This is a genomic window from Paraburkholderia sp. USG1 (assembly GCF_031570135.1).
Classification (GTDB): Bacteria; Pseudomonadota; Gammaproteobacteria; order Burkholderiales; family Burkholderiaceae; genus Paraburkholderia; species Paraburkholderia dioscoreae.
Window position 1 is genome coordinate 42,128 of record NZ_JAMWXW010000005.1, and the last position, 21,991, is coordinate 64,118.

At 61.6% G+C, this 21,991-nt stretch carries 20 protein-coding genes; 14 read left to right on the top strand and 6 right to left on the bottom strand.

Features of this window, described 5'->3' with window-relative positions; translation table 11 throughout:
- The first annotated feature begins 32 nt into the window (after nucleotides 1-32).
- The 8 genes from NE850_RS08325 to NE850_RS08360 all read left to right on the top strand — a co-directional run bounded on the left by NE850_RS08325 (nucleotide 33) and on the right by NE850_RS08360 (nucleotide 9,195).
- Nucleotides 33-971, top strand: coding sequence for a LysR family transcriptional regulator (locus NE850_RS08325; protein WP_007178320.1), 939 nt, complete (start codon nucleotides 33-35; stop codon nucleotides 969-971).
- A 156-nt stretch (nucleotides 972-1,127) separates the two neighbouring features.
- Nucleotides 1,128-3,059 carry a bifunctional diguanylate cyclase/phosphodiesterase gene (locus NE850_RS08330; protein ID WP_007178319.1) on the top strand — a complete coding sequence of 644 codons (1,932 nt, stop codon included), beginning with the start codon at nucleotides 1,128-1,130 and terminating at the stop codon, nucleotides 3,057-3,059.
- Between the two features lie 30 nt (nucleotides 3,060-3,089).
- Complete coding sequence (locus NE850_RS08335; RefSeq protein WP_007178318.1) at nucleotides 3,090-3,509, top strand: hypothetical protein; 420 nt, start codon at nucleotides 3,090-3,092, stop codon at nucleotides 3,507-3,509.
- A gap of 138 nt (nucleotides 3,510-3,647) precedes the next feature.
- Nucleotides 3,648-3,872 carry a hypothetical protein gene (locus NE850_RS08340; RefSeq protein WP_007178317.1) on the top strand — a complete coding sequence of 75 codons (225 nt, stop codon included), beginning with the start codon at nucleotides 3,648-3,650 and terminating at the stop codon, nucleotides 3,870-3,872.
- Between the two features lie 452 nt (nucleotides 3,873-4,324).
- A complete protein-coding gene (locus NE850_RS08345; protein WP_007178316.1) occupies nucleotides 4,325-6,016 on the top strand; it encodes a metallophosphoesterase family protein in 1,692 nt (563 codons plus the stop codon).
- A 326-nt stretch (nucleotides 6,017-6,342) separates the two neighbouring features.
- The gene (locus NE850_RS08350) at nucleotides 6,343-6,783 is read left to right on the top strand and encodes a hypothetical protein (protein WP_007178315.1); all 441 of its coding nucleotides are present in this window, start codon (nucleotides 6,343-6,345) and stop codon (nucleotides 6,781-6,783) included.
- Between the two features lie 197 nt (nucleotides 6,784-6,980).
- A complete protein-coding gene (locus NE850_RS08355; protein ID WP_165189355.1) occupies nucleotides 6,981-7,565 on the top strand; it encodes a nucleoside 2-deoxyribosyltransferase in 585 nt (194 codons plus the stop codon).
- 469 nt (nucleotides 7,566-8,034) lie between these two features.
- On the top strand, nucleotides 8,035-9,195 hold the full coding sequence (locus NE850_RS08360) for a porin (RefSeq protein WP_007178313.1): 1,161 nt from the start codon (nucleotides 8,035-8,037) through the stop codon (nucleotides 9,193-9,195).
- Nucleotides 9,196-9,370: 175 nt separating this feature from the next.
- Here NE850_RS08360 and NE850_RS08365 read toward each other — a convergent pair whose 3' ends face one another.
- Nucleotides 9,371-10,036, bottom strand: a complete 666-nt coding sequence (locus NE850_RS08365; RefSeq protein WP_165189353.1) for a DsbA family oxidoreductase — start codon at nucleotides 10,034-10,036, stop codon at nucleotides 9,371-9,373.
- Between the two features lie 277 nt (nucleotides 10,037-10,313).
- On the opposite strand from NE850_RS08365, the gene NE850_RS08370 reads away from it, so the two are divergent.
- Nucleotides 10,314-10,607 carry a DUF1330 domain-containing protein gene (locus tag NE850_RS08370; RefSeq protein ID WP_007178311.1) on the top strand — a complete coding sequence of 98 codons (294 nt, stop codon included), beginning with the start codon at nucleotides 10,314-10,316 and terminating at the stop codon, nucleotides 10,605-10,607.
- Between the two features lie 114 nt (nucleotides 10,608-10,721).
- Here the strand turns inward: NE850_RS08370 and NE850_RS08375 are convergent, their stop codons facing one another.
- The 3 genes from NE850_RS08375 to NE850_RS08385 form a co-directional block, all read right to left on the bottom strand.
- On the bottom strand, nucleotides 10,722-11,573 hold the full coding sequence (locus NE850_RS08375; protein ID WP_165189350.1) for a carbohydrate ABC transporter permease: 852 nt from the start codon (nucleotides 11,571-11,573) through the stop codon (nucleotides 10,722-10,724).
- Nucleotides 11,570-12,460, bottom strand: coding sequence for a carbohydrate ABC transporter permease (locus NE850_RS08380; protein WP_007178309.1), 891 nt, complete (start codon nucleotides 12,458-12,460; stop codon nucleotides 11,570-11,572). Before NE850_RS08380 ends, NE850_RS08375 begins: the two co-directional genes overlap by 4 nt.
- Before the next feature lie 168 nt (nucleotides 12,461-12,628).
- Entirely contained in the window at nucleotides 12,629-13,861 is a 1,233-nt protein-coding gene (locus tag NE850_RS08385) for a sugar ABC transporter substrate-binding protein (protein WP_007178308.1), read from the bottom strand.
- A gap of 334 nt (nucleotides 13,862-14,195) precedes the next feature.
- Between NE850_RS08385 and NE850_RS08390 the strand changes: the two genes are divergently transcribed.
- The 3 genes from NE850_RS08390 to NE850_RS08400 all read left to right on the top strand — a co-directional run bounded on the left by NE850_RS08390 (nucleotide 14,196) and on the right by NE850_RS08400 (nucleotide 17,086).
- Nucleotides 14,196-14,969: an SDR family oxidoreductase gene (locus tag NE850_RS08390; RefSeq protein WP_165189347.1), complete on the top strand. Its 774-nt coding sequence runs from the start codon at nucleotides 14,196-14,198 to the stop codon at nucleotides 14,967-14,969.
- Nucleotides 14,970-15,034: 65 nt separating this feature from the next.
- Nucleotides 15,035-16,120 (top strand): ABC transporter ATP-binding protein, encoded by a 1,086-nt coding sequence (locus NE850_RS08395; RefSeq protein ID WP_165189344.1) that lies wholly within the window; start codon nucleotides 15,035-15,037, stop codon nucleotides 16,118-16,120.
- Nucleotides 16,121-16,222: 102 nt separating this feature from the next.
- Nucleotides 16,223-17,086 (top strand): MurR/RpiR family transcriptional regulator, encoded by an 864-nt coding sequence (locus NE850_RS08400; RefSeq protein ID WP_007178305.1) that lies wholly within the window; start codon nucleotides 16,223-16,225, stop codon nucleotides 17,084-17,086.
- Nucleotides 17,087-17,204: 118 nt separating this feature from the next.
- Here the strand turns inward: NE850_RS08400 and NE850_RS08405 are convergent, their stop codons facing one another.
- Nucleotides 17,205-18,095, bottom strand: a complete 891-nt coding sequence (locus NE850_RS08405) for an IclR family transcriptional regulator (protein ID WP_007178304.1) — start codon at nucleotides 18,093-18,095, stop codon at nucleotides 17,205-17,207.
- On the bottom strand, nucleotides 18,092-18,961 hold the full coding sequence (locus NE850_RS08410) for an IclR family transcriptional regulator C-terminal domain-containing protein (protein ID WP_310698635.1): 870 nt from the start codon (nucleotides 18,959-18,961) through the stop codon (nucleotides 18,092-18,094). Before NE850_RS08410 ends, NE850_RS08405 begins: the two co-directional genes overlap by 4 nt.
- A gap of 258 nt (nucleotides 18,962-19,219) precedes the next feature.
- Here NE850_RS08410 and NE850_RS08415 point away from each other — a divergent pair, with 258 nt between their 5' ends.
- Together NE850_RS08415 and NE850_RS08420 are read left to right on the top strand one after the other, a co-directional pair.
- A complete protein-coding gene (locus NE850_RS08415) occupies nucleotides 19,220-20,179 on the top strand; it encodes an MBL fold metallo-hydrolase (RefSeq protein ID WP_007178302.1) in 960 nt (319 codons plus the stop codon).
- Between the two features lie 54 nt (nucleotides 20,180-20,233).
- A complete protein-coding gene (locus tag NE850_RS08420) occupies nucleotides 20,234-21,943 on the top strand; it encodes an FAD-dependent oxidoreductase (RefSeq protein WP_007178301.1) in 1,710 nt (569 codons plus the stop codon).
- Nucleotides 21,944-21,991: the final 48 nt, after the last annotated feature.

A 21,991-nucleotide genomic window follows, 5' to 3' on the forward strand; every position in this document is an offset into this window, starting at 1 on the left:
ATCAAGCACATCGCATTGAGCAATCCAGGACAATGAAAACATCGGGTTTGGGCGAACTGGAGGCTGTGCTGGCCGTCGCGCGTCATCGCAGCTTTCGGGCGGCCGCCACTGAACTGGATGTGTCGACGTCCGCGCTCAGTCACGCGGTGGCGGCGCTCGAAGCGCGTATCGGCGTACGGCTTTTCAATCGCACCACGCGCAGCGTCTCGCTGTCGGAGGCGGGCGCGCAGTTCGTCGACAGCGTCGCGCCCGCGATATCTACGATCCGCGTCGCGATCGAACAGGCCGGCAGCTTTCGCGACACGCTGTCGGGCACGTTGCGCATCAACACGTCGGTGGGTGCGGCAAGGCAGGCAATGCCGGTCTTCATCGCGTTCTTGCAGCGTTATCCCGACATGAAGATCGATCTGGTGACCGAGGGCAGGCTGATCGACATCGTCGTGGAAGGTTTCGATGCGGGTATCCGTCTGGCCGAAACGGTGCCGCAGGACATGATTGCGGTGCCGTTCGGCGACCAGCAACGCTTCGCCGTTGTCGGTAGTCCCGCTTATTTCGCGCAGCACAAAGCGCCGCGCACGCCCGCTGATCTGCTGGCGCACCGTTGTATTCGCACGCGCATGCCGAGCGGCGCGATCTATCAATGGGAGTTTCAGCGCCGCGGCGAGACGATCCGAATCGACGGAAAAGGCGCGCTGACGCTCGACGAGCCGAACCTGATGCTGGAAGCGGCGCGCGCCGGCCTCGGCGTGACCTATCTGACCGAATGGAATGTCGCCGCCGATCTGGAGGCGGGCACGCTGGTGCGCGTGCTGGAGGATTGGACGCCGCCGCTGGACGGTCTGTGTTTGTACTATCCCGGCCGTCGTCACGTGCCTGCCGGGTTGCGAGCGCTCATCGACATGATCCACGAACGGGCCGACGCACACCGTGAACACGCGAGGGCAAAGCGCAAGCCGCGCGGTGCGCGGTGAGCCGCAAAGCCAACCACCCGCGCCGATCCGTAATTTTTTCTTCTTCCCGATGAACCGGGCATTTCCTCAGTCGAATAAACCTGCTACTTTATGTTTCACGTAATACTTGCAACGCTCGCCGTTTTTGATCCATCCACCACTAAAAATGCGTAGGTCATGGCTTTCAGCGAACCAGGGTCTCCATTTTTCAAGTGGGTCGTCTCTTCCTCCCAGAGTCTGAGCGCAGACAATCGGCAGATATTGCTGGCCAACCTGTTCACACGAACCTCGTCGATCGTGTTTGCATCGGTTTGTGAAATCAGCGTCTGCGCAACGGCTTATTATCTTCATCCCATACCCCTTTACGCAGGTTGGGGTAGCGCAGTTATCGCGTTGCTGATCGCCCGGCTCGCGTTGATCTGGGTGTGCTGCTCGCGCAGCGCCAGCAACCAGCCGACACCCACCTCGGCATTTCTGTTCGCGAGCCTGTTCTGGAGCGTGCTGTTCGGGTTCGGCGCGCTGCTTTGCAATATCAGCGGAGATCAAACGCTATTTCTGCTCGGCAACGTGTGTGCAGTGGGCGTTATCGGCGGATTGGCCGGACGTAACGCGGGCACTCCCCGGCTCGTCATGCTGCAGATTACTTTTATTCTTTTACCGCTTGCTCTCGGCGCGGCGCTCTCTCCCGGCTCCGGCAAACTGGTGCTGCTGTTTCAGGCCCCTTTCTGCGCCGCCGGTTTCTTTACGGTTGCGCTGCGCAGCAATCGCGACACGGTCGCGTTGCTCCTCGCGCGGGAAAGCAGCCATCGTCTCGCCCATCATGACAGCCTCACGGGCTTGCCTAATCGCGCGCGTCTCAGTGAACTTCTGCTGGAGCGCACGGAGATGGGCGCGGTTAGTAAAGACCAATCATTCGCTGTTTTACTGATCGATCTGGACGGATTCAAGGCCATCAACGACAGTCTCGGCCACGCGGCCGGCGATCAGATTCTTCAGGAAGCGGCTATTCGATTGCGCGAAGTGTTGCCGAGCGGCGACCTCGTCGGGCGCTTGGCAGGCGACGAGTTCGTGGCGCTTTGCGACGGTGCGGGGCAGGCCCGCGACGTCCGGATTCTGGCGGATCGCATCGTGAAGACTCTGGCACGCCCGTTCGCACTGCGCGAGGCGCTCGTGCATATCGGTGCGAGCGTGGGCGTCTCGCTCTATCCGGACCACGCGAGAACCGGTCCGCAGTTGCTGATTTGCGCCGATCGCGCGCTATATGCCGTGAAACGCAGCGGCAAGAGCGCGTTCACCATTTTCGATGCCGCGAAGCATGCGTCGGATGAAAGCCTGAGCCTGCTGCGCAGCGATCTGGAAGGCGCGCTGCATTCGTTCAGCGGCTTGCGCATGGAGTACCAGCCCATTGTCGATCTCAGCAGCGGCGCGGTGTGCGGCCGTGAGGCGCTGATACGCTGGACCCACCCGACCCGCGGCGAGTTGCCGCCATCCTCATTCATTCCTACTGCCGAACGCACGGGCCTCATTCTGGCTTTGGGACAATGGGCTTTGCTGCAGTCGTGCAAGGAAGCGGTGACCTGGCGCGACAAGGTCACCGTCGCCGTCAACGTATCGCCGGTGCAATTGAGGGAGGAGTCGTTTGCTTCGGCCGTCGCGGGGATTCTGCGCAAGACCAGACTGCCGCCGCAGCGCCTGAACATCGAGGTCACGGAAACCGTGTTGTTGAATGACGATGTCGTGACCCGGCGCAACGTCGCGAGGCTGCGAGCATTGGGTATTGGTCTCGCGCTCGACGATTTCGGCACCGGTTTTTCGACCATGTCGACCCTCGTGCGTTTTTCATTCGACCAGCTCAAGATAGACAGCTCATTCGTCAAGGAGTCCGTGCATCGGCGGGAATCCGCTGCGGTGGTACGTGGGATCGTGGCGTTGGCGCGGGAAATCGGCATGCCGACTACGGCGGAGGGCATCGAGACGCAGGAGCAACTGGATTTCGTGCGCGTATGCGGATGCACGCATGCTCAGGGTTTTCTGCTTGGCAGGCCGGTGCAGGGGCACGAGATTGCGCAGATCGATGAAAAGGCTGCCGCGCATTCCGCGAAGGAATGAGCGCTCATCAATTCCGGCACGGAGGCCGATATGGAACCGACCTTGCAATTCCAACTACGGATTACCGTCTCGCCGGAACTGGCCGACGTTTTACGCGCTGACCCGGCGTGCGCGCCGCGTGGCGCGCTTTGGGAGGTGCTGCGCCGACACGACGCGACATTGAAATGTCAGTTCGATGCCTTCGCCGACTATGTGAGCGAAGCGCAACGGCAGGGCACGCAGAACTATCCGCTTTATCAATGGACCCGCGAGACAATCGAGAACCCCGAGAAGAAAGCCAGGTACTTGCGGTCGTTTACTGTCTACGTAAACGGCAGCGAAGTTTACGGCAAGGACGTTGCGGATACAATGGAGAACGAACTATTTGAACTGGTCAGCGAAGATGGAATACAGCGCGTTTCCAGATTCGATACCAATCCGGCGAATAATCCGCAGCCGCCGGGGCGCTAGCTGTCACGCCTGCCAGACTTGAAGGTCTGTGGCGCCTCTACGCGGCGTCAGCGAAACGTCATTGTCCATTTTACATTTGACGACAAGGTGTCAAGTTCATGAGAGGATGGAAGCTCACTTTTTCTCGAGGAGAGCGAGATGGGACTCTTGGACGAAGCAGGAAAGATTGCGGGGGCGATCGCCGCCGTTGAAGCAGCAGAAAAAGTGGATCCCGAGGCGGGTTTGCTTACAAAAGGCATCGCCGCTGTTGCTGGTTTCGAAGGTGCCGGTAAGCTGGAATCAATGTTGGAAAAGAAGGACGACGATAAGCAGGACGTTGCCGACAACGCCCAGCCCACCGACGACATGAATCCGCAGACCTGAGCGCAGGTTTGTTGCCGGCGCATGATCCGCAATGGATGCATGCGCCGGCTTCTCTTCGGCGCGCTTTGCCGAGTGCCGCCAAATTCCAGGTTGCGCCGTTCGAGTTAGCATTCGCGCGTGTCTGCAAATCAATTGTCTAGTCGCGTAAGAAGGTTGCGGCGGATGCCATTGGGAAACTATTCCTGCTAGTGCCGTTTATTTAGACCTCACACTAAAAACTCGACTTCTGGGCGGATGTTTTTTTAGAGTCGCGCCGTCCGTCTTTCAGTCGAGGTATATATCGGTCTACCAAGCTGTTAGCCGCCTGATTTTCAATGTTTCAATGCGGAATGGGTGGGTTAGATTGTCCGCTTTCGGTGCTTTCATCCGAGTGTCATAACCTGTCGACTAGGATGACTCGTCGCGAGGCTCACAGGTCCGCGTCCTTCCACCTCCGCACAAAAAACACAGACATGTCGAACAGAAAAATCGCTAAGGCTTCGCCGGCCGAGCAGGGCGCTTCCATCGTCTCGCGACGTGGGTTCCTGAAGCTGGCCGGCGCGTCCAGTCTCGCTACGGCGGCGGGCACGCTTTCATCGGCGGCGCGCGCGGCGAACAGCGCGCCCGACGGCACACCGGAACAGATTCACCTGACATGGGGCAGCGATCCGACCAGCGAGGTCACGGTGTCGTGGGCGTCGCTTGCACCTGCGGTGAACCCACAGGTACGCTTCGGCGGGGCGAGTGCGGCGAAGCATACGGTGCATGGCATCCAGTCCACGTACACGGACGGCCTCAACGGCGAAGTCGTGTTCACCTATCACGCGCGTCTGCGTGATCTGAAGCCCGATACAAGCTACGAATACCAGGTGAGTGCGGAGAACGACAGCAATGCGGCGCAGCCTTTTACGGCGAGCTTCCGCACGGCGCCGCGCGGACGCGCGCCGTTTCGCTGGACGAGCTATGGCGATCTCGCGACGCCTAACACGGGCTGGGTGCTGTCGTCGCCGCAAAGCCGCTTCGCGGTGCAGGCGGTCGAGCGCTTTCAGCCGCTGTTCCACCTGCTCAATGGCGACCTTTGCTACGCCAATCTGAATCCCGCGCAGCAGCCGGACGTATGGCGCGACTTCGGCAACAACTGCCAGACGTCGGCGTCGAACCGGCCGTGGATGCCGTGTCCGGGCAACCACGAGCTCGAGTTCAATAACGGTGAGCAAGGGCTTGCCTCATATCTCGCGCGCTATACGCTGCCGGACAATCACACGCGCTTTCAGGGCCGCTGGTACAGCTTTCGCGTGAGCTCCGTGCTCTTCGTTTCGCTCGATGCAGACGACGTGGTCTATCAGGACGCGGCGGCCTTCGTCGCCGGCCCGGATGCGCTGGTGCCGGTTGCCAGCACGGGCAATCCGCCCATTCAGCCCGGCACGTCGCTCTATGTGCGCGGATATAGCGCCGGCGAGCAGACACGTTGGCTCGAGAAGACATTGCACCGCGCGGCCGAAGACGACGAGGTCGACTGGATCGTGGTTCAGATGCATCAGGACGCGCTCAGTTCATCGAAGACCGGCAACGGTTCCGACAAAGGAATTCGCGAGGCCTGGTTGCCGCTGTTCGACCGCTACGGTGTGGACCTCGTGCTGTGCGGTCACGATCACGACTATGAGCGCAGTTACCCCGTGCGTGGCTGCAATCACAACAAGGGCACCGACATCGCGACGGGTCGTCCGGTGGATACGTTGCAGCCGAAACCGGTGATGTCGGCGATGTCTTCGGGCGCGTCGACGTTCGACACGAGCCGCGGCACGATTCACCTGATTCTCGGCGGCGGCGGCACGAGCGCGCCGCTTGATGTCTATGGCGTGGATGCCGGTACAGGGCTGCCGCAAGCGCGTATTTTCACGCGGCCCAACCGCCCGGTTGCCGGTACGGCGGCAGGGACTTTCGTGCGCGCGGGTGCGGACGCCGTGGAGGATGCGATCTGGTCGGCGCAACGCGATACCGGCACCGGTTATGGCATCGCCGTGTTCGATCATGATCCGGGGCACCCGGGTGGCGAGACCACGATTACGATGAACTACTATCACGCGCCCGGTGCAGATCAAACACCGACCCAGAACTATGAACTGTTCGAAACCATCGAACTGAAGAAGACGCGGCGCAGATAAGGTTCGAAGAGCGGTTGGCGGGCAGACGGCGTAACGGCGTCTGCCCGCCGGCACTATTGACACGAAAAGGCGGATGATTAGCGATCCGTAAGATGGCTAAGAAAAGCCGGCGGTTTTCTTCTCCTGCCCAGCCAAGGGTTCTTAAAGCGCGACTCATGCGGCACACCGGCTTGCCGATATGGCATCGCACGCCACCACCGAAATACGCCCCCTCAAACCCACGGATTATTTGTTACACGTCTTACGGACGTGAAGCGGCGTAGTTACAAAAACCTTTCAAAAGCACGGCTATACTCGGCGCCGTCCCAAACAATGAAAGGACTTTTATGTCGAACAGAATCCTCCGGATGGTTGCCGTTGCAGTGCTTACCGCTTCGGCATCGTTGTCGGCGCTGGCCGGCGATATGAATAACGCGCTTGGCGGCGCGCTCGGCGGCGTCGCCGGCGCTGCTGTGGGTGGCGCATTGGGCGGCAGCACCGGCGCCGTGCTCGGCGGCGCGGTAGGCGGCGGCGCAGGAGGCGCGGTCACGTCGAACCGCAGGGAGCGCACGGGCGCCATTATCGGCGGCGCGCTCGGCGGCGGTGCGGGCACGGCGGCGGGCAATGCGATGGGCGGTCGCGGCGGCGGTCTGGTCGGTGCTGCGTTAGGCGGCGGTGCGGGTTCGGCGCTCGGCGGCAATATCTCGCGCTCCAATTCGTACGCGGACGACTATTCCCGCAGCTATGGGTCGCGCAAGCGTCATCACAAGCATCGGCATGACGACTGAATGGCGGGCAAAGGGGCGAGCGGGGTTCACAAGCCATCTGCTTGCCCTCGCTCCGACTGCACCGGGAAGTAACGTGACTAACGCTCCACATTGACTTTGCTTCGCCCGTCGTTATCGTAAACGCTCGTGCAATGAATGCCGACACTCTCGCTGCGGGAGTAATTCACGATTCCTCCATCCTCAGGGGACACAAAAAGATGCCACGAGTGTATTGCGCAGGGCCGCTCTTCAATGCCGCCGAGCGATCGGAAATGGATTCGATCGCAGCTACGCTGGAGGCCGCGGGCTTGACGACATTTCTTCCGCATCGCGACGGTCTGGAATTCGCGAAACTCAAGCCCGAACTCGAGAAACTCGGCGCCTCGGTCGAAGAAGCCGCGCATATCCTCGATCGTGCAATCTTCAGTCTGGATACGTACCAGTTGCTCAGGCGCTCTGATGCGGTCGTCGCCAATCTCAACGGCCGCGTTGCCGATGAAGGCACGGTTGTCGAGGCGTCCCTCGCGTGGCACGCGGGCAAGCCGCTGGTGCTGTTCAAAGCCGACGCACGATCCATGCTCAGCGGTTCCGACAATCCGATGCTCACCGGTTTAGGTGATTTCGAGGTAGTCGATCAACTGGCTGCTCTGCCGCAGGCGATCCTGGATGCCGTCGCGCGAGACCGCACCCGCAGAGTCGAAAGGACGTTGGAGAGCGGCGAAGAGATCGCTTCGCTCCGTAAGCAGGGTGGCGAGTTGAGCACGCTTGCAAAGACACTGTATAGCGCTTTCAAGAAACCCTAAGACGGACGCGTGCCAGGGCGGATGCTACACAACGCTTTCCAATCAATTTCAAATCTATGAGAAAGGCGGCCCTATCCGCCTTTTCGCCCTCGGCATCCCGTCACGCCGACTCGCGGCGTATACCGGAAAACGTTAAGCTTCGTCCCCTCATTGTTCTTTTCGCGCCACGGGGCTAATTTTTTGACACCCCATTTATTTTCATCGCCCTATGATTGGACTGCTCGTTTTCCGCCGCACTGGCTGTTACGCGTTCATTGAGCCGATTTGAAACCATGCAATAAATCAGCGCGCACGATGGCCAAGCCATTGAAATCACGTGACGCGCAATAATCAATAAACAACACCTTATGCTTCTCGCAGTTTGCGCAACAACGGTTGCAAACGTATTGCATGTGCGGTCATGGCGCTGGTGGAAAGAGCAATTGAGCCCCTCAATTACTGCTTGATCACGATCACGGAGCCAACAAGTATGAAAAAGTCTTTACTCTCGGTCGCGCTCTTCGGCGCATTTACGATGTCGGCGCATGCGCAAAGCAGCGTGACCCTCTACGGCCTCATCGATACTGGATTGGTTTACACGAACAATCAGCTTGGGCACAGTAATTGGCAGGAAGTGACCAGTTCGACGCAGAACACGGTGTTCGGCCTCAAGGGCTCGGAGGATCTGGGGGGCGGCTTGCACGCGGTCTTCAAACTCGAGCAAGGCTTCCTGCTGAACAATGGCGCCCAGGCATTCTCCGGCGATGGTTTCGGCTCTCAGGCATGGGTCGGCCTGCAAAGCGATCCTTTCGGTACCTTGACGTTCGGTCGCCAGTTCGACGTGATGAACGACCTGGTCGGACCGCTCACGGCGGAATTCAACACGTGGGGCGGCAGCATGGCCGCGCATCCGTTCGAAAACGACAACCTTTCTGCGAATTCCGTCGTCATCAACAATTCGGTCAAGTACGCGAGCCCGACTTACCGCGGCGTCACGTTCGAAACGATGTATTCGTTCAGCAACAAGGCGGGCGACTTCGGCAATAACCGGTCATACGGGTTCGGCATTTCGTATGCGCAGGGTCCGCTGAATCTCGCTGCAGGCTATCTGCAACTGAACAACGCGGGCGACGGCAGCGGCGCGGTGACGTCGGGCGATGCAAGCGCGAACTTCCTCGCGCAACGCCAGCGTATCTGGTCGCTGGGCGGCAACTATACATTCGGGCCCGCTACTGTGGGGCTGGTCTGGAGCCATACTCAGATCGACAACGCGTCGGGTGTGTTCTCCTTCGGCACGGGCAGCTACCTCGGTTCGGGCGACACGTCTGCTGGATCGCTGAATGGCTCATTGCGCCTCGACAACTACGAAGTGAACGCCAAGTACGCGCTCACGCCGGCGGTGACCGTATCGGGCGCATACACGTACACACATGGCGCATATAACGGTTCGTCGCCGGGATGGAACACGGCCATGCTGCAGACCGACTATGCGATCAGCAAGCGCACGGACTTCTATCTTGAAGGCGTCTATCAGAACGTGCACGGGGCGCCTGCGGACTCCGTACTCTCGCATGCCATGATCAACACGTTGTCGCCGTCAGCGACCAACACGCAAGTGGCGGTCACCGTGGGTATGCGTCACGCGTTCTAGGCGGCCTGGCGTCGAGTGATGTGTGAATACGTATGCCCTGGCATCTGCCGGGCATACGTCACAGTGCAAGCGCGGGGTTCAAGGCCGTCAGTCAACCGGAACGCTCCGGCCCAGAAGCGCAGTCGTTCCATCTTCCACCGCGCGCGGCGTTGCCGGCGCATGGCAACGTGCGGCCTTACGTGTCCTGCGAAGCTTCGTTCTTCGCTTCGGCCAGAATCTGCTGGATGACTTGCTCGAAAGTTTCCACGGGCTGTCCGCCGCTCACCAGGTAGCGACGGTTGAAGATAATGGCCGGCACCGACTGGATGCCCATCGCCTCGTTATTCCGCTCCTCCGCCCGAACCTCGGCCGCGTATGTTCCGTTTCGCAATACGTCACGAGCCTCCGCGGCGTCGAGTCCCACGGATTGCGCCGCTTCGATCAGCACTTCATGGTCGCTCGTGTCCTTGCCTTCGGAGTGGTAAGCGCGCAGCAGCGCCAGCTTGAGCGGCAACTGCCCGCCTTTGACACCGGCCCAATGCAACAGGCGGTGCGCGTCGAACGTGTTGTAGACGTGCGTGCGCGGGCCGAACGTGAAACCGACGCTCGCACCGCGCTCGCGGATCGCCGCATGCGTTTCGGCGATCTGCTCCGGCGTACGCCCATATTTCTTGCCGAGATACTCGACAATGGTCTCGCCGTCCGGCCCCATGTTCGGATTCAGCTCGAACGGATGCACGACGATTCGAGCGTCGACCGCGTCGCCAAGGCGCGATAGTGCGAGCTGGAGCGAGGAGAGGCCGATTGCGCACCACGGGCACGCGATATCGGAGACAAAATCGATGGTGAGCGCTTGTGTCATTGGGGTGTTCCTGGTCCCATGCGAGATAGTTGCGGCTGGAGATAATCTGTTGCGCGCCGGCTTCGGTTCCAGAGCGGCAGTCGCAAACAGCGTAACCGGAATTGCCGGTATTTGCAGAACTTGGCTCGAGACGGCATGCAAGCCGGGGTCTTACAATTCACCACAGCAATGCCGACGATTGACCCTGCGAGCAACAGGGATGCCGGCAAGCGTCATAATCCGTCTTTGCCGTCGTGCACGACAACGACTGCTTTTCCAACGTTGAAAGGAGCTTCAAATGAGCAAGGGATATTGGGTGACGTCATATCGCGCAACGAAGGACGCGGCAAAACTGGCCGCGTATGCGCAACTCGCCGCGCCCGCCGTGGCGGCTGCCGGCGGCAAGTTCATCGTGCGTGGCGTGGCGGACGAGGCCCGTGAGCAAGGCTTGAAGGAGCGTACGGTCGTCATCGAGTTTTCGACCTACGAAGCGGCCGTCGCCGCCTATGAAAGCGATGCCTACAAGAAAGCGCTGGAGGCGTTGGGTGATGGCGTCGAGCGCGACCTGCGGATTGTGCGCGGTACGGAGTAACACGAAGCATGAGGCGAGCGCGGCCCGTTAGGCGGGTTCGCGCTCTGACAATCGCCGCAACGCCGCATGACGAATGCGATGGCAGGCCGCCACCTGCCGCGCCTTCCTGAAAAGCTACTTCACCGCGCCCAACGCGAGCCCCTTCACCAGATACCGCTGTAGCCACGCGAACACAACCGAAACCGGCAGCGTCGCGCAGAGCGTGGCGGCCATGACCAGATGCCACTCCACGACGTATTTCCCGGCAACCATGTCGGTGACCTGCACGGTCAACGTCTTGTTCTCCGGTGAACGGATCAACGTATAAACCACAGCGAACTCGTTCCACGCGTTGATGAACGTGAAGATCGCGGTGACGACAATCGCAGGCACCGCGAGCGGCAGGAACACCTTGAAGACCGCCTTGGTCCGTCCGCATCCTTCGAGCCAGGCCGACTCTTCCAGATCGCGCGGCACCGTCTGAAAGTACGAAGAGAGCATCCACACGGCAAACGCGATATTGAAGGCCGCGTAAGAAACGATCACGCCGATTTTGGAGTCCACCAGGTTGCCGTCGCCATAAGGAATCATCGCCGCCAGCCGGAACAACCCGACCACGAGCAGGATAGGCGACAGCATCTGCGTGACGAGCAGAAACTGACGGTAGAAGCCGCGTCCGCGAAACGGAAATCTCGCCAACGCATAAGCGGCCGGCAGACTGACGGCCAGCGCAAGCGCGGTCGACAGCAAGCTGATCACCGTGCTGTTGCGCAGCGCCACGCCGAAATTGGCGGCCACCCACATGTCGGAGAAATTGCTCCACTGCCAATGCACCGGCAGCCACCGCGCCGGGTAGACAAATATCTCTGAGGCCGGCTTCAAAGCGGTGAACAGCATGACGGCAAACGGAAACAGCACCACCACGACCAGGGGCGACAGTGCGAGCCAGCACCACAGCGAACGCTTCATCTTGATGCTGAGAGTCATGACGGATCTCCTTCTTTCGCGGGCTGCAGGCGCAGATAGGCGATCGAGAAAACGAACAGCATGACGAGCATGATCAGCGAGACCGCCGCGGCTTCGCCGGGACGCCCCAGCCGGAAACCAAGCTCGTAGAGATACGTGACGAGAATATGCGTGCTGTTGTCCGGGCCGCCCTGCGTCATCACCCAGATGATCGGGAACGAGTTGAATACGTAGATCACGTTCAACAGAATCGTCATGTTGATGAACGGCCGCAACAGCGGCATGGTGAGCTTGCGAAACTGCTGCCAGGCGCTCGCGCCGTCCATGCGCGCGGCTTCATAGATATCGCCGGGCACCGAGGACAATCCGCCGAGCAGAATCGTCACCGTAAACGGGATCGACACCAGGATGCCGACTGCGATTTCGACCGGAAAAGCGAGCTCCGGCGTGGCCAGCCAATGAATCGGACCGCTGATCAGGCCCAGCCTCTGCAACGTCACGTTGACCATGCCGTAGTCGTCGTTGAAGGCCCAACGCCAGACCACGGCGGTCATGGTCAGCGAGACGGACCACGGCAGCATCACAATCGTGCGCGCCACGCCGCGTCCATAGAAATCCTGGTTCAATACCAGCGCAACGGGTACCGAAATCAGCACCGTGCCGCCGACCACGCACACGGTCCAGACAATGGTTCGTTTGGCGGCTGCCAGAAACGCGGGGTCGCCGAAGATCGTGTAGAAATTCTGCAGGCCGGTGAAGTCGCGAATTGCGCCGAAGCGCGAGACCTCGTGCAGCGATTGCCACACGATGTTGAAAATCGGATAGCTGATGATGAAGAGCGCCAGTATCAGGCTCGGCGCTATCAGCAACCAGGGCGCTTGCAGGCGCGAAGAAGCAGAACGGCTCATGCGTGCTCGATCGTAAGACGCGGCCGCGTTGATCGGCGGGCGCGACGGGATGGGCCAGATAGTGCATTACGACCGAAACGCGCGCCGCCTTTCCTGTGGCGGCGCGCGTTCCGTGTTCAGCAGATCGCGACGGGGTCAGTACGATTTCAGCAGGAGATCACTGCGCGATTACTTGCCGAGCGACTTGTTCGCCTGCGTGGCCGCCGCATTCAATGCGTCAGCCGGTTTCGCCTTGCCCAGGTAGATCGACTGCATTGCGTCGGTCACGGCTTTCGCGGTGTCTTCCCAACCCGTCACCGTCGGCGCAAAGCGGGCCGTGGGCAGCAACGCGACGAACGCCTTCGTGTCCGGATCGTTGAACGCCGGGTCAGTCGATTCAGCCTTGGTGGTCGGCAGGAAGCCTTCGGTCGTGGTGAACTCCACGCGCGGTTCCTTCGTGAACAGATAGTCGAGGAACTTCCATGCCGACTTCTTCACCTTCGAGTTCTTGAACATCACGATCGAGTCCGTGACGGCGTACGTGGCGTGCGTCGTGCCCATCGGAATCGGATCGATACCGTACTTCAGGTTCGGCGCTTCCTTCTTGATCTGTTTCGACAGGAACGGCGCCGAAATCACCATCGCAACGCGGCCTTGCTTGAAGAGGTTCTGCACGTCTTCGCGGCTGTAGCCGGTCACGCCCGGCTGCGTCAGACCCTGATCGATCATCGATTTGTACAGCGTCGCCGCCTTGATACCGGCCGGCGAATTGAATGCCGCCTTGTTGTCCTTGCCGACCACGTCGCCGCCATTGGTCCACAGGGCGTAGTAATAGTAGACGTCCGTTTCGATTTCCTTGCCTTGCAGACCGAAGCCGGCAATGCCCTGCGCCTTCAGTTTCTTCGACGCATCGATCACGTCGTTCCAGGTCTTCGGACCGTCGGGATAGCCGACCTTCGCGAGCAGGTCCTTGTTGTAGTACAGCGCGCGTGCCGAAGCGGCGATCGGCAGGCCGTACACCTTGCCGTTGATTTCACCCGGGGCGAGGAACGGGCCGATAAAGCGGCCCTTGAAGCTTGCGTCCATGTAACCGTCGAGCGGTTCCGCGACGTCGTCCTTCACGAAGTCGAGCAGCCAGCGCGTGCCGACGATCGCGAGGTCGGCGTTGGCGTTGCCGGAAATGTCGGTTTGCAGTTTCTGTTGCAGCGTGTCCCAGTTCACGTCTTCGATCTTGATGGTGGTGCCGGGATTGGCCTTCTCGAAGTTGCGGGCCATCTTTTCGAAGTATGGCGCGGTTGCGTCGCTGTAGTGCGCGACAGTCACGCGGACCGTGTCGGCGTGAGCCGCGACGGCGATACCTGCAAACGCGAGCGCCACGGCAACTTTGCCGAGCGCGAGGGAAGCACGGGCATGCAACGACATTTCTCTCTCCTGTGTCGAACGGGGTTAGCGGTTTAGCGCTTACTCCGGTCCCATCCAGCGATGGTGGGGTGGTTTGCTGCCGTCGCCGGCCGCTTTGGGTTGGATTGTTTGAAAAAATCCTACATGACGAAAAACCGGTTGTCACGTAGGGTCTGCCATATTTTTTCCCGGTCGGTTTTGTGCATAAGATGCTGTAAATCAGGCGATATTCTGTGTAATGTGAAGTCACGGATACCCAATCTTTGGGATGGCCAGGTAACTCGTCAAGCCAGGTTATGTAAGAAATTTACAAGCTAATCGGGTGCTGGCGGCGCGGCTGAAGAACGAGGCGGACATGAATCGTACGGTGTTGGTAACGGGCGCTTGCGGCGGCATCGGCAGCGTGTTGTGCAAGCGTTTCGTGGAGCAGGGCGATACGGTGCTGGCGGTCGACATCGACGCCGCCGCACTGAACGCGCTGACCGCACAACTCGGCGCGGCGTATGTCACGCCAATCGCAGTCGATCTCGGCGATGCCGCCGCGGTGCAACGGTCAGTGGCCGCGGCAGTCGCGGCGCGCGGCCCGGTCGACGTGCTGGTCGCCAACGCCGGCGCGGCACAAGGTCTGACGCTGGCCACGACGGATGCCGCGAGCTGGCAGCGCGACATTCATCTGAATCTGAACGGCACGTATCACACGGTCGAAGCCGTGCGCGCGTCCATGATCGAGCGGCGGCAGGGCGTGCTGGTGCTGATCGGCTCGGTGAACGGCATGGCCGCGCTCGGTCATCCGGCCTACAGTGCGGCGAAAGCCGGGCTCATCAGTTATACGAAGGCACTCGCGCTCGAACTGGGCCGCTACGGCATTCGCGCCAACATCGTGTGTCCGGGCACGGTGAAGACGCAGGCCTGGCAGGCGCGCGTCGAGAAGAATCCGCAGGTCTTCGAAGACCTGAAAAAGTGGTACCCGTTGCGCGATTTCGCGACGCCCGACGACATTGCCGACGCGGTACTGTTTCTCGCCTCGCCGATGGCGCGCGTGATTACCGGCGTCGCGTTGCCGGTGGACGGCGGCCTGATGGCCGGCAACCGTCTGATGGCGGAAGAACTGACGCTCGAATCGCTCTGAACCGCCTGAAGCAACCTGTGCGCAGGCACGAGATCGAGTCAACGAAAGAAGACGATGAGGACAGCATGGCAGCAGTGCAACTGAGCGGCATCTTCAAACGCTACGGCGACACGCAAGTGGTGCACGGCATCGATCTCGACATCGACGACGGCGAATTCGTGGTGCTGGTCGGACCGTCGGGCTGCGGCAAGAGCACGTTGATGCGCATGGTGGCGGGGCTCGAAGAGATCAGCGGCGGCGATCTGATGATCGGCGGCACGCGCGCGAACGGTCTCGCGCCGCAGCAGCGCAATATCTCGATGGTGTTCCAGAGCTACGCGCTATATCCGCATCTGTCGGTCTATGAAAACATCGCGTTCGGGCCGCGGATTCGCAAGGAGTCGGCGGCGAGTTTCAAGCCGCGGATCGAAGCCGCTGCAAAAATGCTGAACCTCGGCGGTTATCTGGACCGCTTGCCGCGCGCGCTGTCGGGCGGTCAACGGCAACGCGTGGCAATGGGCCGCGCCGTGGTGCGCGAGCCGTCGCTGTTCCTGTTCGACGAGCCACTGTCCAATCTCGACGCCAAGCTGCGCGTGCAGATGCGCACGGAAATCAAGGCGCTGCATCAGCGGCTGAAGAATACGGTGATCTACGTGACGCACGATCAGATCGAAGCCATGACGATGGCTGACCGCATTGTCGTGATGAACGCGGGGCGTATCGAGCAGATCGGCCGTCCGCTGGAGTTGTACGACCATCCGGCGAATCTGTTCGTGGCGAGCTTTCTCGGTTCGCCGTCGATGAATTTTGCCGAAGGTATGATCGTGAGCCGCGCGCAAGGCCAGGGCCTCGCGCTGAAACTCACGGACGGCGGCGGCGAGATCGTGCTGGAGCGCGCACCCGCTTCCGCCGTGGTCGGCGCGAAGGTCACGCTCGGTGTGCGGCCGGAGCACATCGAGACAATGGCGCAGACACCCGACGCCACGATGGAAGTCGAAGTGGTCGAGCCAACTGGCGCGGAGACCCACTTGTACGGGAAAATAGGCGGCAGCACGTGGTGCGTGACGACTCGCCAGCGCTCGAAGATCGAGCCCGGCGAGCGTATTGCGCTACGTTTGCCGGCCGAGCATATTCACCTGTTCGATACGGAGAGTGGACGCAGGCTGGTCTGAACCGCGTGTTGCCGTTTGAGACCGGGCCGCCCCAAGTTTTCTCGCCCCCTCGGGGGCCTGGCGCGAAGCGACAGGTCTGGGAGCGCTTTTAAGGAACACCGGGTGTCCGCACCGAACTTGATTCCCCACATTCGCAGCGCACTTGCCAATTTGCGGCCCGCCGAGCGCAAGGTCGCCGACATGGTATTGAGCGACGTCGACTTCGCGATGCGCGCGAGCATCACCGAACTCGCGCAGCGCGCGGAGGTGTCCGAGCCTTCCGTCACGCGGTTTTGCCGCGCGATCGGCGCACATGGCCTGCGCGACTTCAAGATGCAGCTGGCGCAGAGCGTGGCGGGCGGCGTGCCGTATGCCTCCACGGCAGTGGCGCGCGACGACGACGTGCAGACGCTCATGGACAAGGTGGGCGAGGCGGCTGTCGACGGCATTACGCATGCACGCGGCGCTCTGGACCCCGCGGTGGTCGAGAGTGCGATCGCGGCGTTGTCGGGCGCGCGGCGGGTGTTTTTCTTCGGCGTCGGTTCGGGCTCTGGGCTGGTCGCGCAAGACGCGGCATTGCGGTTCCTGCGGCTCGATATTGCGTCTACCGCATTCACGGACGGACATCTGCAGCGTCTTTACGCAGGCTTGATGGAGCCGGGCGATGTGGCCTTTGCGATTTCGCATTCGGGCCGCAGTGTGGAAGTGAACGAAAGTATTCAGATTGCCAAGGAACGTGGTGCAACCACGATTGCGCTGACCAATGTCGGCTCGCGCCTCGCGTGGCTGGTGGATATTCCGCTGCTGCTGCGCGTGCCGAGTCCGATCGATCCGAATACGCCGGGTGTGTCGCGACTCGTGCATCTTTGCATCATGGACGCGCTGGCGATTGGCGTCGCGCTCAAAGCGGGGCCGAAGACGCTGGAGAAGATGCGGCATGCGAAGGCGCGGTTGGCGTCGCATGAGCCGGAGGCGGCGGGGGATTGAGGGGGTGCGATTTTGATCTGTGCCGGTGCGCGATGTGGAAGTCGCTCCGTGCTGCAATCGTTTCGATTACTCCGTTCTCGAAACGATTCCAAACGAGCTGTTCTCGAAAAAAAAACGATTACTCCGCCGCCGCCATCCACCCGAAGCGCCGCGACAACCTCATCGTCGCGGCGCGCAGAGTCTGCGCCGGCCCGCCTGCCAATTCACTATCGAAACTGCCGCTCGGCCCCATCAACGCCAGAACCAGACAGATGCTGCCCGTATGATCCAGCACCGGCGCGGCCAGTGTGTCGATGCCCGGCACAGGCCGGCTGAGCGCCGTATCGATCCCGTCCGTGCGGACTTGCGCCAGACGCTGCGCGTAGGCTTGAGTCAGCGGCGGCGCCGGGGCGGCGTCCGTGTTGCCCTGGCCCTTGCCCCCGCCCGCTGACGCCGCTTTCCCCGCAAAAACATCCGCCGCATCCGCACCCGCGAGGCGCAAATGATCCTGCGCCAGCAAACCGGCGCGCACGTCGTCTGCGACATAGGCGGCAAACACGCGGCCTATCGCCGTATTCACCAGCGACATCACCGTCCCGACCCGCAGGCTCACATGCAGCGGCCGCGCCGATTCCTCCAGACGCACGACGGTCGGCCCGAGCGGCCCGAGCACCGCCATCGCCACGCTCATGCCCGTCGACGCCGCGAGTTCGACCACCTCGGGTTCCGCTTCGCGCGTCGGCGACAGGCGCTGCAAGCCGATCAGACCCAACTCCAGCGCGAGCGGCCCGGCTTCGAAACAACCGGACGCATCCCGGTCGAGCAAACCGATTTTCAGGAGGCTCACCAGGTGCGGAAACGCCTTCGCCGGCGGCATGCCCGCCGCCGCCGAGAGGTTTCGCAGGCTCAACGGCCGCGCCGCCGCGACCAGCGCTGCCAGCAACTCGCCGGTGCTATCGAGCGACTGGATGCCGCGCTGCGGTTTCGCGTCGGCGGAAAGGGTGTGAGGCGTGTCGAGAGGATCGGTCACGATGCGCAAGAGGCTAACAAGGAAGGCTCGGCAGCCAGTTGGGCGCCGATGTCGCGCGCCGCGGCAAGCAGCGCGCGCGCAATCGGGCCGTCGGCGGCGACGTCGATCGCGCCGGTCGAGCCGATCGCCGTTAGCGCGAGCGACAGGCGGCCGTCGGCGTCCAGCACGGGCGCGCTCAGGCTGCTGATGCCCGGACTCGGCGCATCCACGCTGCTTTCCAGGCCGCGCGCGCGGATTGCGTCCAGCGCGGCCTCGAAGGCGGCGCTTTCGTCAGGCTGCGTGATCGCGCGATTCGCGGCGCCGGACTGATTCGCCCACATGGCATCGCGTACGTCGCGCGGCAGGAACGCGCAAAACACACGTCCCGTGGATGTGGCCGGCAGCGACATCACCGTGCCCACATGCAGATTGACGTGCAACGGAAAGCCCGCGTGCTCATAGCGAACGATGGTCGGCCCTTGCGGCCCGGCAATACAGATCGCGACGCTAAAGCCGATGGCTTCGGCCAATGCGCCCGCGCGCGGCACGGCGGCACGAAACGCCGGCTGATTCTGCAGATGCAGCAAACCGAGCCGCAGCGACAGCGGCCCGGGCTCGTACCGGCCCGACAGTTCGTCGCGCTTGATCAAACCCAGCCGGCTCAGGCTCACCAGATACGCATGCGCCTGCCCCGGCGCGATCCGCGCGGCGGTGGCGAGGTCGGACAAGGCGAGCGGAGCGCGCGCCTGCGCGAGCGCCAGCAACACGCGGCCGCCCACTTCGACGCTTTGAATGCCACGCTGCGTCTTGCCGCCGTCCGCCGTGTCGCGGCCGCTCGCGCCTTTGCCCGTGGCCGGTTTCGCTGCTTTGCTCACACCCGCGCTCATCCGTAAAAAGGGTCCATGTTAACCGAAGGCGTGTGCCTTCCTGAATTCATCTTAGGCCTCTCGGAGTTTGCGTATAGCGATACATTTCGCTATTGACAAATAAACTGACCCCGTCCTAAGATGCATTCACCCCGACACACCGGCGCAGTCACAGAGTCAAAAACGGGGCGAGACAATCCTCCAATACCGTCAGCCCGCGCGGCATTCGCGCAGCCGGCCGTCTCGCCTCACGTTCAACTTTTGAGGGAGACACGCATCATGGCAAAGGCATTCGCATCCCAGGCCGATCTGGAAGTCAAGAAAGTCACGTGGACCAAGTTGTCCGAGAACGCCTATGCGTACACCGCTGAAGGCGATCCGAATTCAGGCGTGATCATCGGCGACGACGGCGTGCTGATCGTCGATACCACCGCCACGCCGGCCATGGCGCAAGACCTCATCGCGAAGATTCGCAGCGTCACGGACAAACCGATCAAATACGTCGTGCTGTCGCACTACCACGCGGTGCGCGTGCTCGGTGCATCGGCGTATTTCGAGGAAGGCGCGCAGGAAGTGATCGCGAGCCGCGGCACGTACGAGATGATCGTCGAGCGCGGCGAAGCGGACATGAAGTCGGAGATCGAGCGCTTCCCGCGTCTGTTCGCCGGTGTCGAAACGGTGCCGGGCCTGACGTGGCCGACACTCGTGTTCGAAAAGGAAATGACGCTGTTCCTCGGCAAGCTCGAAGTGCGCATCGCGCATCTCGGCGCGGGTCACACCAAGGGCGATACAGTGGTGTGGCTGCCGTCGCAGAAGGTGCTGTTCTCCGGCGATCTGGTCGAATACGACGCAGCCTGCTATTGCGGCGACGCGCAACTCGAACAATGGCCGGCCACGCTCGAAGCGTTGCGCGCGCTGAAGGCCGACAAGCTCGTGCCGGGCCGCGGCCCCGCGCTGACCACGCCGGAAGACGTCAACAAGGGCCTGGATTACACGAAGGACTTTGTCACCACGTTGCTGCAACAGGGCCGTGAAGCCGTCGAGCAGAAACTCGATCTGAAGGCCGCGATGGCCCACACGCGCAAAGCGATGGATCCGAAGTTCGGCCACGTCTTCATCTACGAGCATTGCCTGCCGTTCGATGTATCGCGTGCTTTCGACGAAGCGAGCGGTATCACGCATCCGCGCATCTGGACCGCGCAACGCGACAAGGAAATGTGGGACGCGCTGCAAGCCTGACAGCAACCGGCACACAGCAAGACAAAGCAGAGCGGAGAAGGACGGAGACACAAGATGAGCATCAACTACCAGACGCTGTCGTTCGACTATCAGCCTTGCCGCGAACAGAGCGCGCAAGGCGGCGCGGACCAGGCGGCGTATCCCGTGATCGTAGTCGGCGCGGGGCCGGTGGGTCTCGCTACCGCGATCGATGTCGCGCAGCAGGGCGTGCCGGTCGTGCTGGTCGACGACGATTGTTCGCTATCCACCGGTTCGCGTGCGATCTGTTTTTCGAAACGCTCACTCGATATTTTTGACCGCCTGGGGTGCGGGCAGCGAATGGTGGACAAGGGCATCAGTTGGAATGTCGGCAAGGTGTTTCTGAAAGACGAGTTAGTGTACACGTTCAATCTGCAACCGGAAGCGGGCCACAACCGGCCCGCGTTCATCAATCTCCAGCAGTATTACGTCGAAGGCTTTCTGCTCGAACGCGCGCAGGAGATGCCCAATCTCGAGATCCGCTGGAAGAGCAAGGTGGTCGGCGTGCAGCAAGACGGCACGCCCGGCACTCAAGACGCCGGCGTGGCGCTGACAATTGATACGCCCAACGGTCAATATGCGTTGCGCGGCCGTTATGTGGTCGCCGCCGACGGCTCACGCAGTCCGATCCGCAACCTGATGGGACTCGACAGTAAAGGCGTGACGTTCAAAGATCGCTTCCTGATCGCCGACGTCAAGATGGAAGCCGAGTTTCCGACCGAACGCTGGTTCTGGTTCGATCCGCCGTTTCATCCGAATCAATCGGTGCTGCTGCATCGTCAGCCGGATAACGTGTGGCGGATCGATTTCCAGTTGGGCTGGGACGCTGATCCCGTGCTGGAAAAAACGCCTGAACGCGTGATTCCGCGCGTGCGTGCGCTGCTCGGGCCGGACGCGAAGTTCGAGCTGGAATGGGTCAGCGTCTATACGTTTTCGTGTTTGCGCATGGACAGTTTCCGGCACGGCAACGTGCTGTTCGCCGGCGACTCCGCGCATGGCGTATCGCCGTTCGGCGCACGCGGTGCGAACAGCGGCGTGCAGGACGCGGAAAACCTCGCATGGAAACTGGTAATGGTGCTCGAAGGCAAAGCCTCCGACGCTTTGCTCGACACCTATGCCACCGAGCGCGAATTCGCCGCTGACGAAAACATCCGCAATTCCACGCGCTCTACAGATTTCATCACGCCAAAGAGCCCCGTGAGCCGTGTATTCCGCGACGCGGTGCTGAAGCTCGCCCGTCATCATCCGTTTGCGCGGCAATTGACCAACAGCGGCCGGTTGTCGGTGCCGGCGGTGTTGCGTGATTCTCCGCTGAATACAGCGGACAGTGACCACTTCGAAGGCGCGATGGTGCCGGGCGCGTCGTGCGTGGATGCGCCGGTGCAGGTGGCGGAACAGCCGGCATGGCTGCTGCAGCAACTCGGCCAGCAATTCACGGGTCTGCTGTTCTGCGGCGAGCACGGTGTCGATCAGGCCACTCGGGCCACGTTGGATGCGTTGCGTAGCGGGCCGATTCCGTTGAAGTTGGTGGTGGTGACGCGTGACGCCGCGCAGTCCGACGCGTCTACAGGCGCTCAGGTCGCGCACGATATCGAAGGGCTGGTCCATGCGCGTTATGACGCAAAGCCAGGCACGTTCTATCTGATCCGTCCGGACCAGCATGTTTGCGCGCGTTGGCGGAAAGTCGCCGCGGGCGATGTCGAGTCTGCATTGAAACGCGCGTTGTACGTGGAAGGCACGGCTTGAACGTGTAGCGAAAGCGGCTCGCGCCGCACGCGCCGCACCAGCAAAAAA

Coding starts and splice junctions, on each gene's coding strand:
- NE850_RS08385 (WP_007178308.1), bottom strand. CDS start 13,861: ATGTCGTTGCATGCCCGTGCTTCCCTCGCGCTCGGCAAAGTTGCCGTG.
- NE850_RS08370 (WP_007178311.1), top strand. CDS start 10,314: ATGAGCAAGGGATATTGGGTGACGTCATATCGCGCAACGAAGGACGCG.
- NE850_RS08410 (WP_310698635.1), bottom strand. CDS start 18,961: ATGAGCGCGGGTGTGAGCAAAGCAGCGAAACCGGCCACGGGCAAAGGC.
- NE850_RS08415 (WP_007178302.1), top strand. CDS start 19,220: ATGGCAAAGGCATTCGCATCCCAGGCCGATCTGGAAGTCAAGAAAGTC.
- NE850_RS08395 (WP_165189344.1), top strand. CDS start 15,035: ATGGCAGCAGTGCAACTGAGCGGCATCTTCAAACGCTACGGCGACACG.
- NE850_RS08390 (WP_165189347.1), top strand. CDS start 14,196: ATGAATCGTACGGTGTTGGTAACGGGCGCTTGCGGCGGCATCGGCAGC.
- NE850_RS08345 (WP_007178316.1), top strand. CDS start 4,325: ATGTCGAACAGAAAAATCGCTAAGGCTTCGCCGGCCGAGCAGGGCGCT.
- NE850_RS08355 (WP_165189355.1), top strand. CDS start 6,981: ATGCCACGAGTGTATTGCGCAGGGCCGCTCTTCAATGCCGCCGAGCGA.
- NE850_RS08365 (WP_165189353.1), bottom strand. CDS start 10,036: ATGACACAAGCGCTCACCATCGATTTTGTCTCCGATATCGCGTGCCCG.
- NE850_RS08325 (WP_007178320.1), top strand. CDS start 33: ATGAAAACATCGGGTTTGGGCGAACTGGAGGCTGTGCTGGCCGTCGCG.
- NE850_RS08335 (WP_007178318.1), top strand. CDS start 3,090: ATGGAACCGACCTTGCAATTCCAACTACGGATTACCGTCTCGCCGGAA.
- NE850_RS08420 (WP_007178301.1), top strand. CDS start 20,234: ATGAGCATCAACTACCAGACGCTGTCGTTCGACTATCAGCCTTGCCGC.
- NE850_RS08360 (WP_007178313.1), top strand. CDS start 8,035: ATGAAAAAGTCTTTACTCTCGGTCGCGCTCTTCGGCGCATTTACGATG.
- NE850_RS08350 (WP_007178315.1), top strand. CDS start 6,343: ATGTCGAACAGAATCCTCCGGATGGTTGCCGTTGCAGTGCTTACCGCT.
- NE850_RS08340 (WP_007178317.1), top strand. CDS start 3,648: ATGGGACTCTTGGACGAAGCAGGAAAGATTGCGGGGGCGATCGCCGCC.
- NE850_RS08380 (WP_007178309.1), bottom strand. CDS start 12,460: ATGAGCCGTTCTGCTTCTTCGCGCCTGCAAGCGCCCTGGTTGCTGATA.
- NE850_RS08375 (WP_165189350.1), bottom strand. CDS start 11,573: ATGACTCTCAGCATCAAGATGAAGCGTTCGCTGTGGTGCTGGCTCGCA.
- NE850_RS08330 (WP_007178319.1), top strand. CDS start 1,128: ATGGCTTTCAGCGAACCAGGGTCTCCATTTTTCAAGTGGGTCGTCTCT.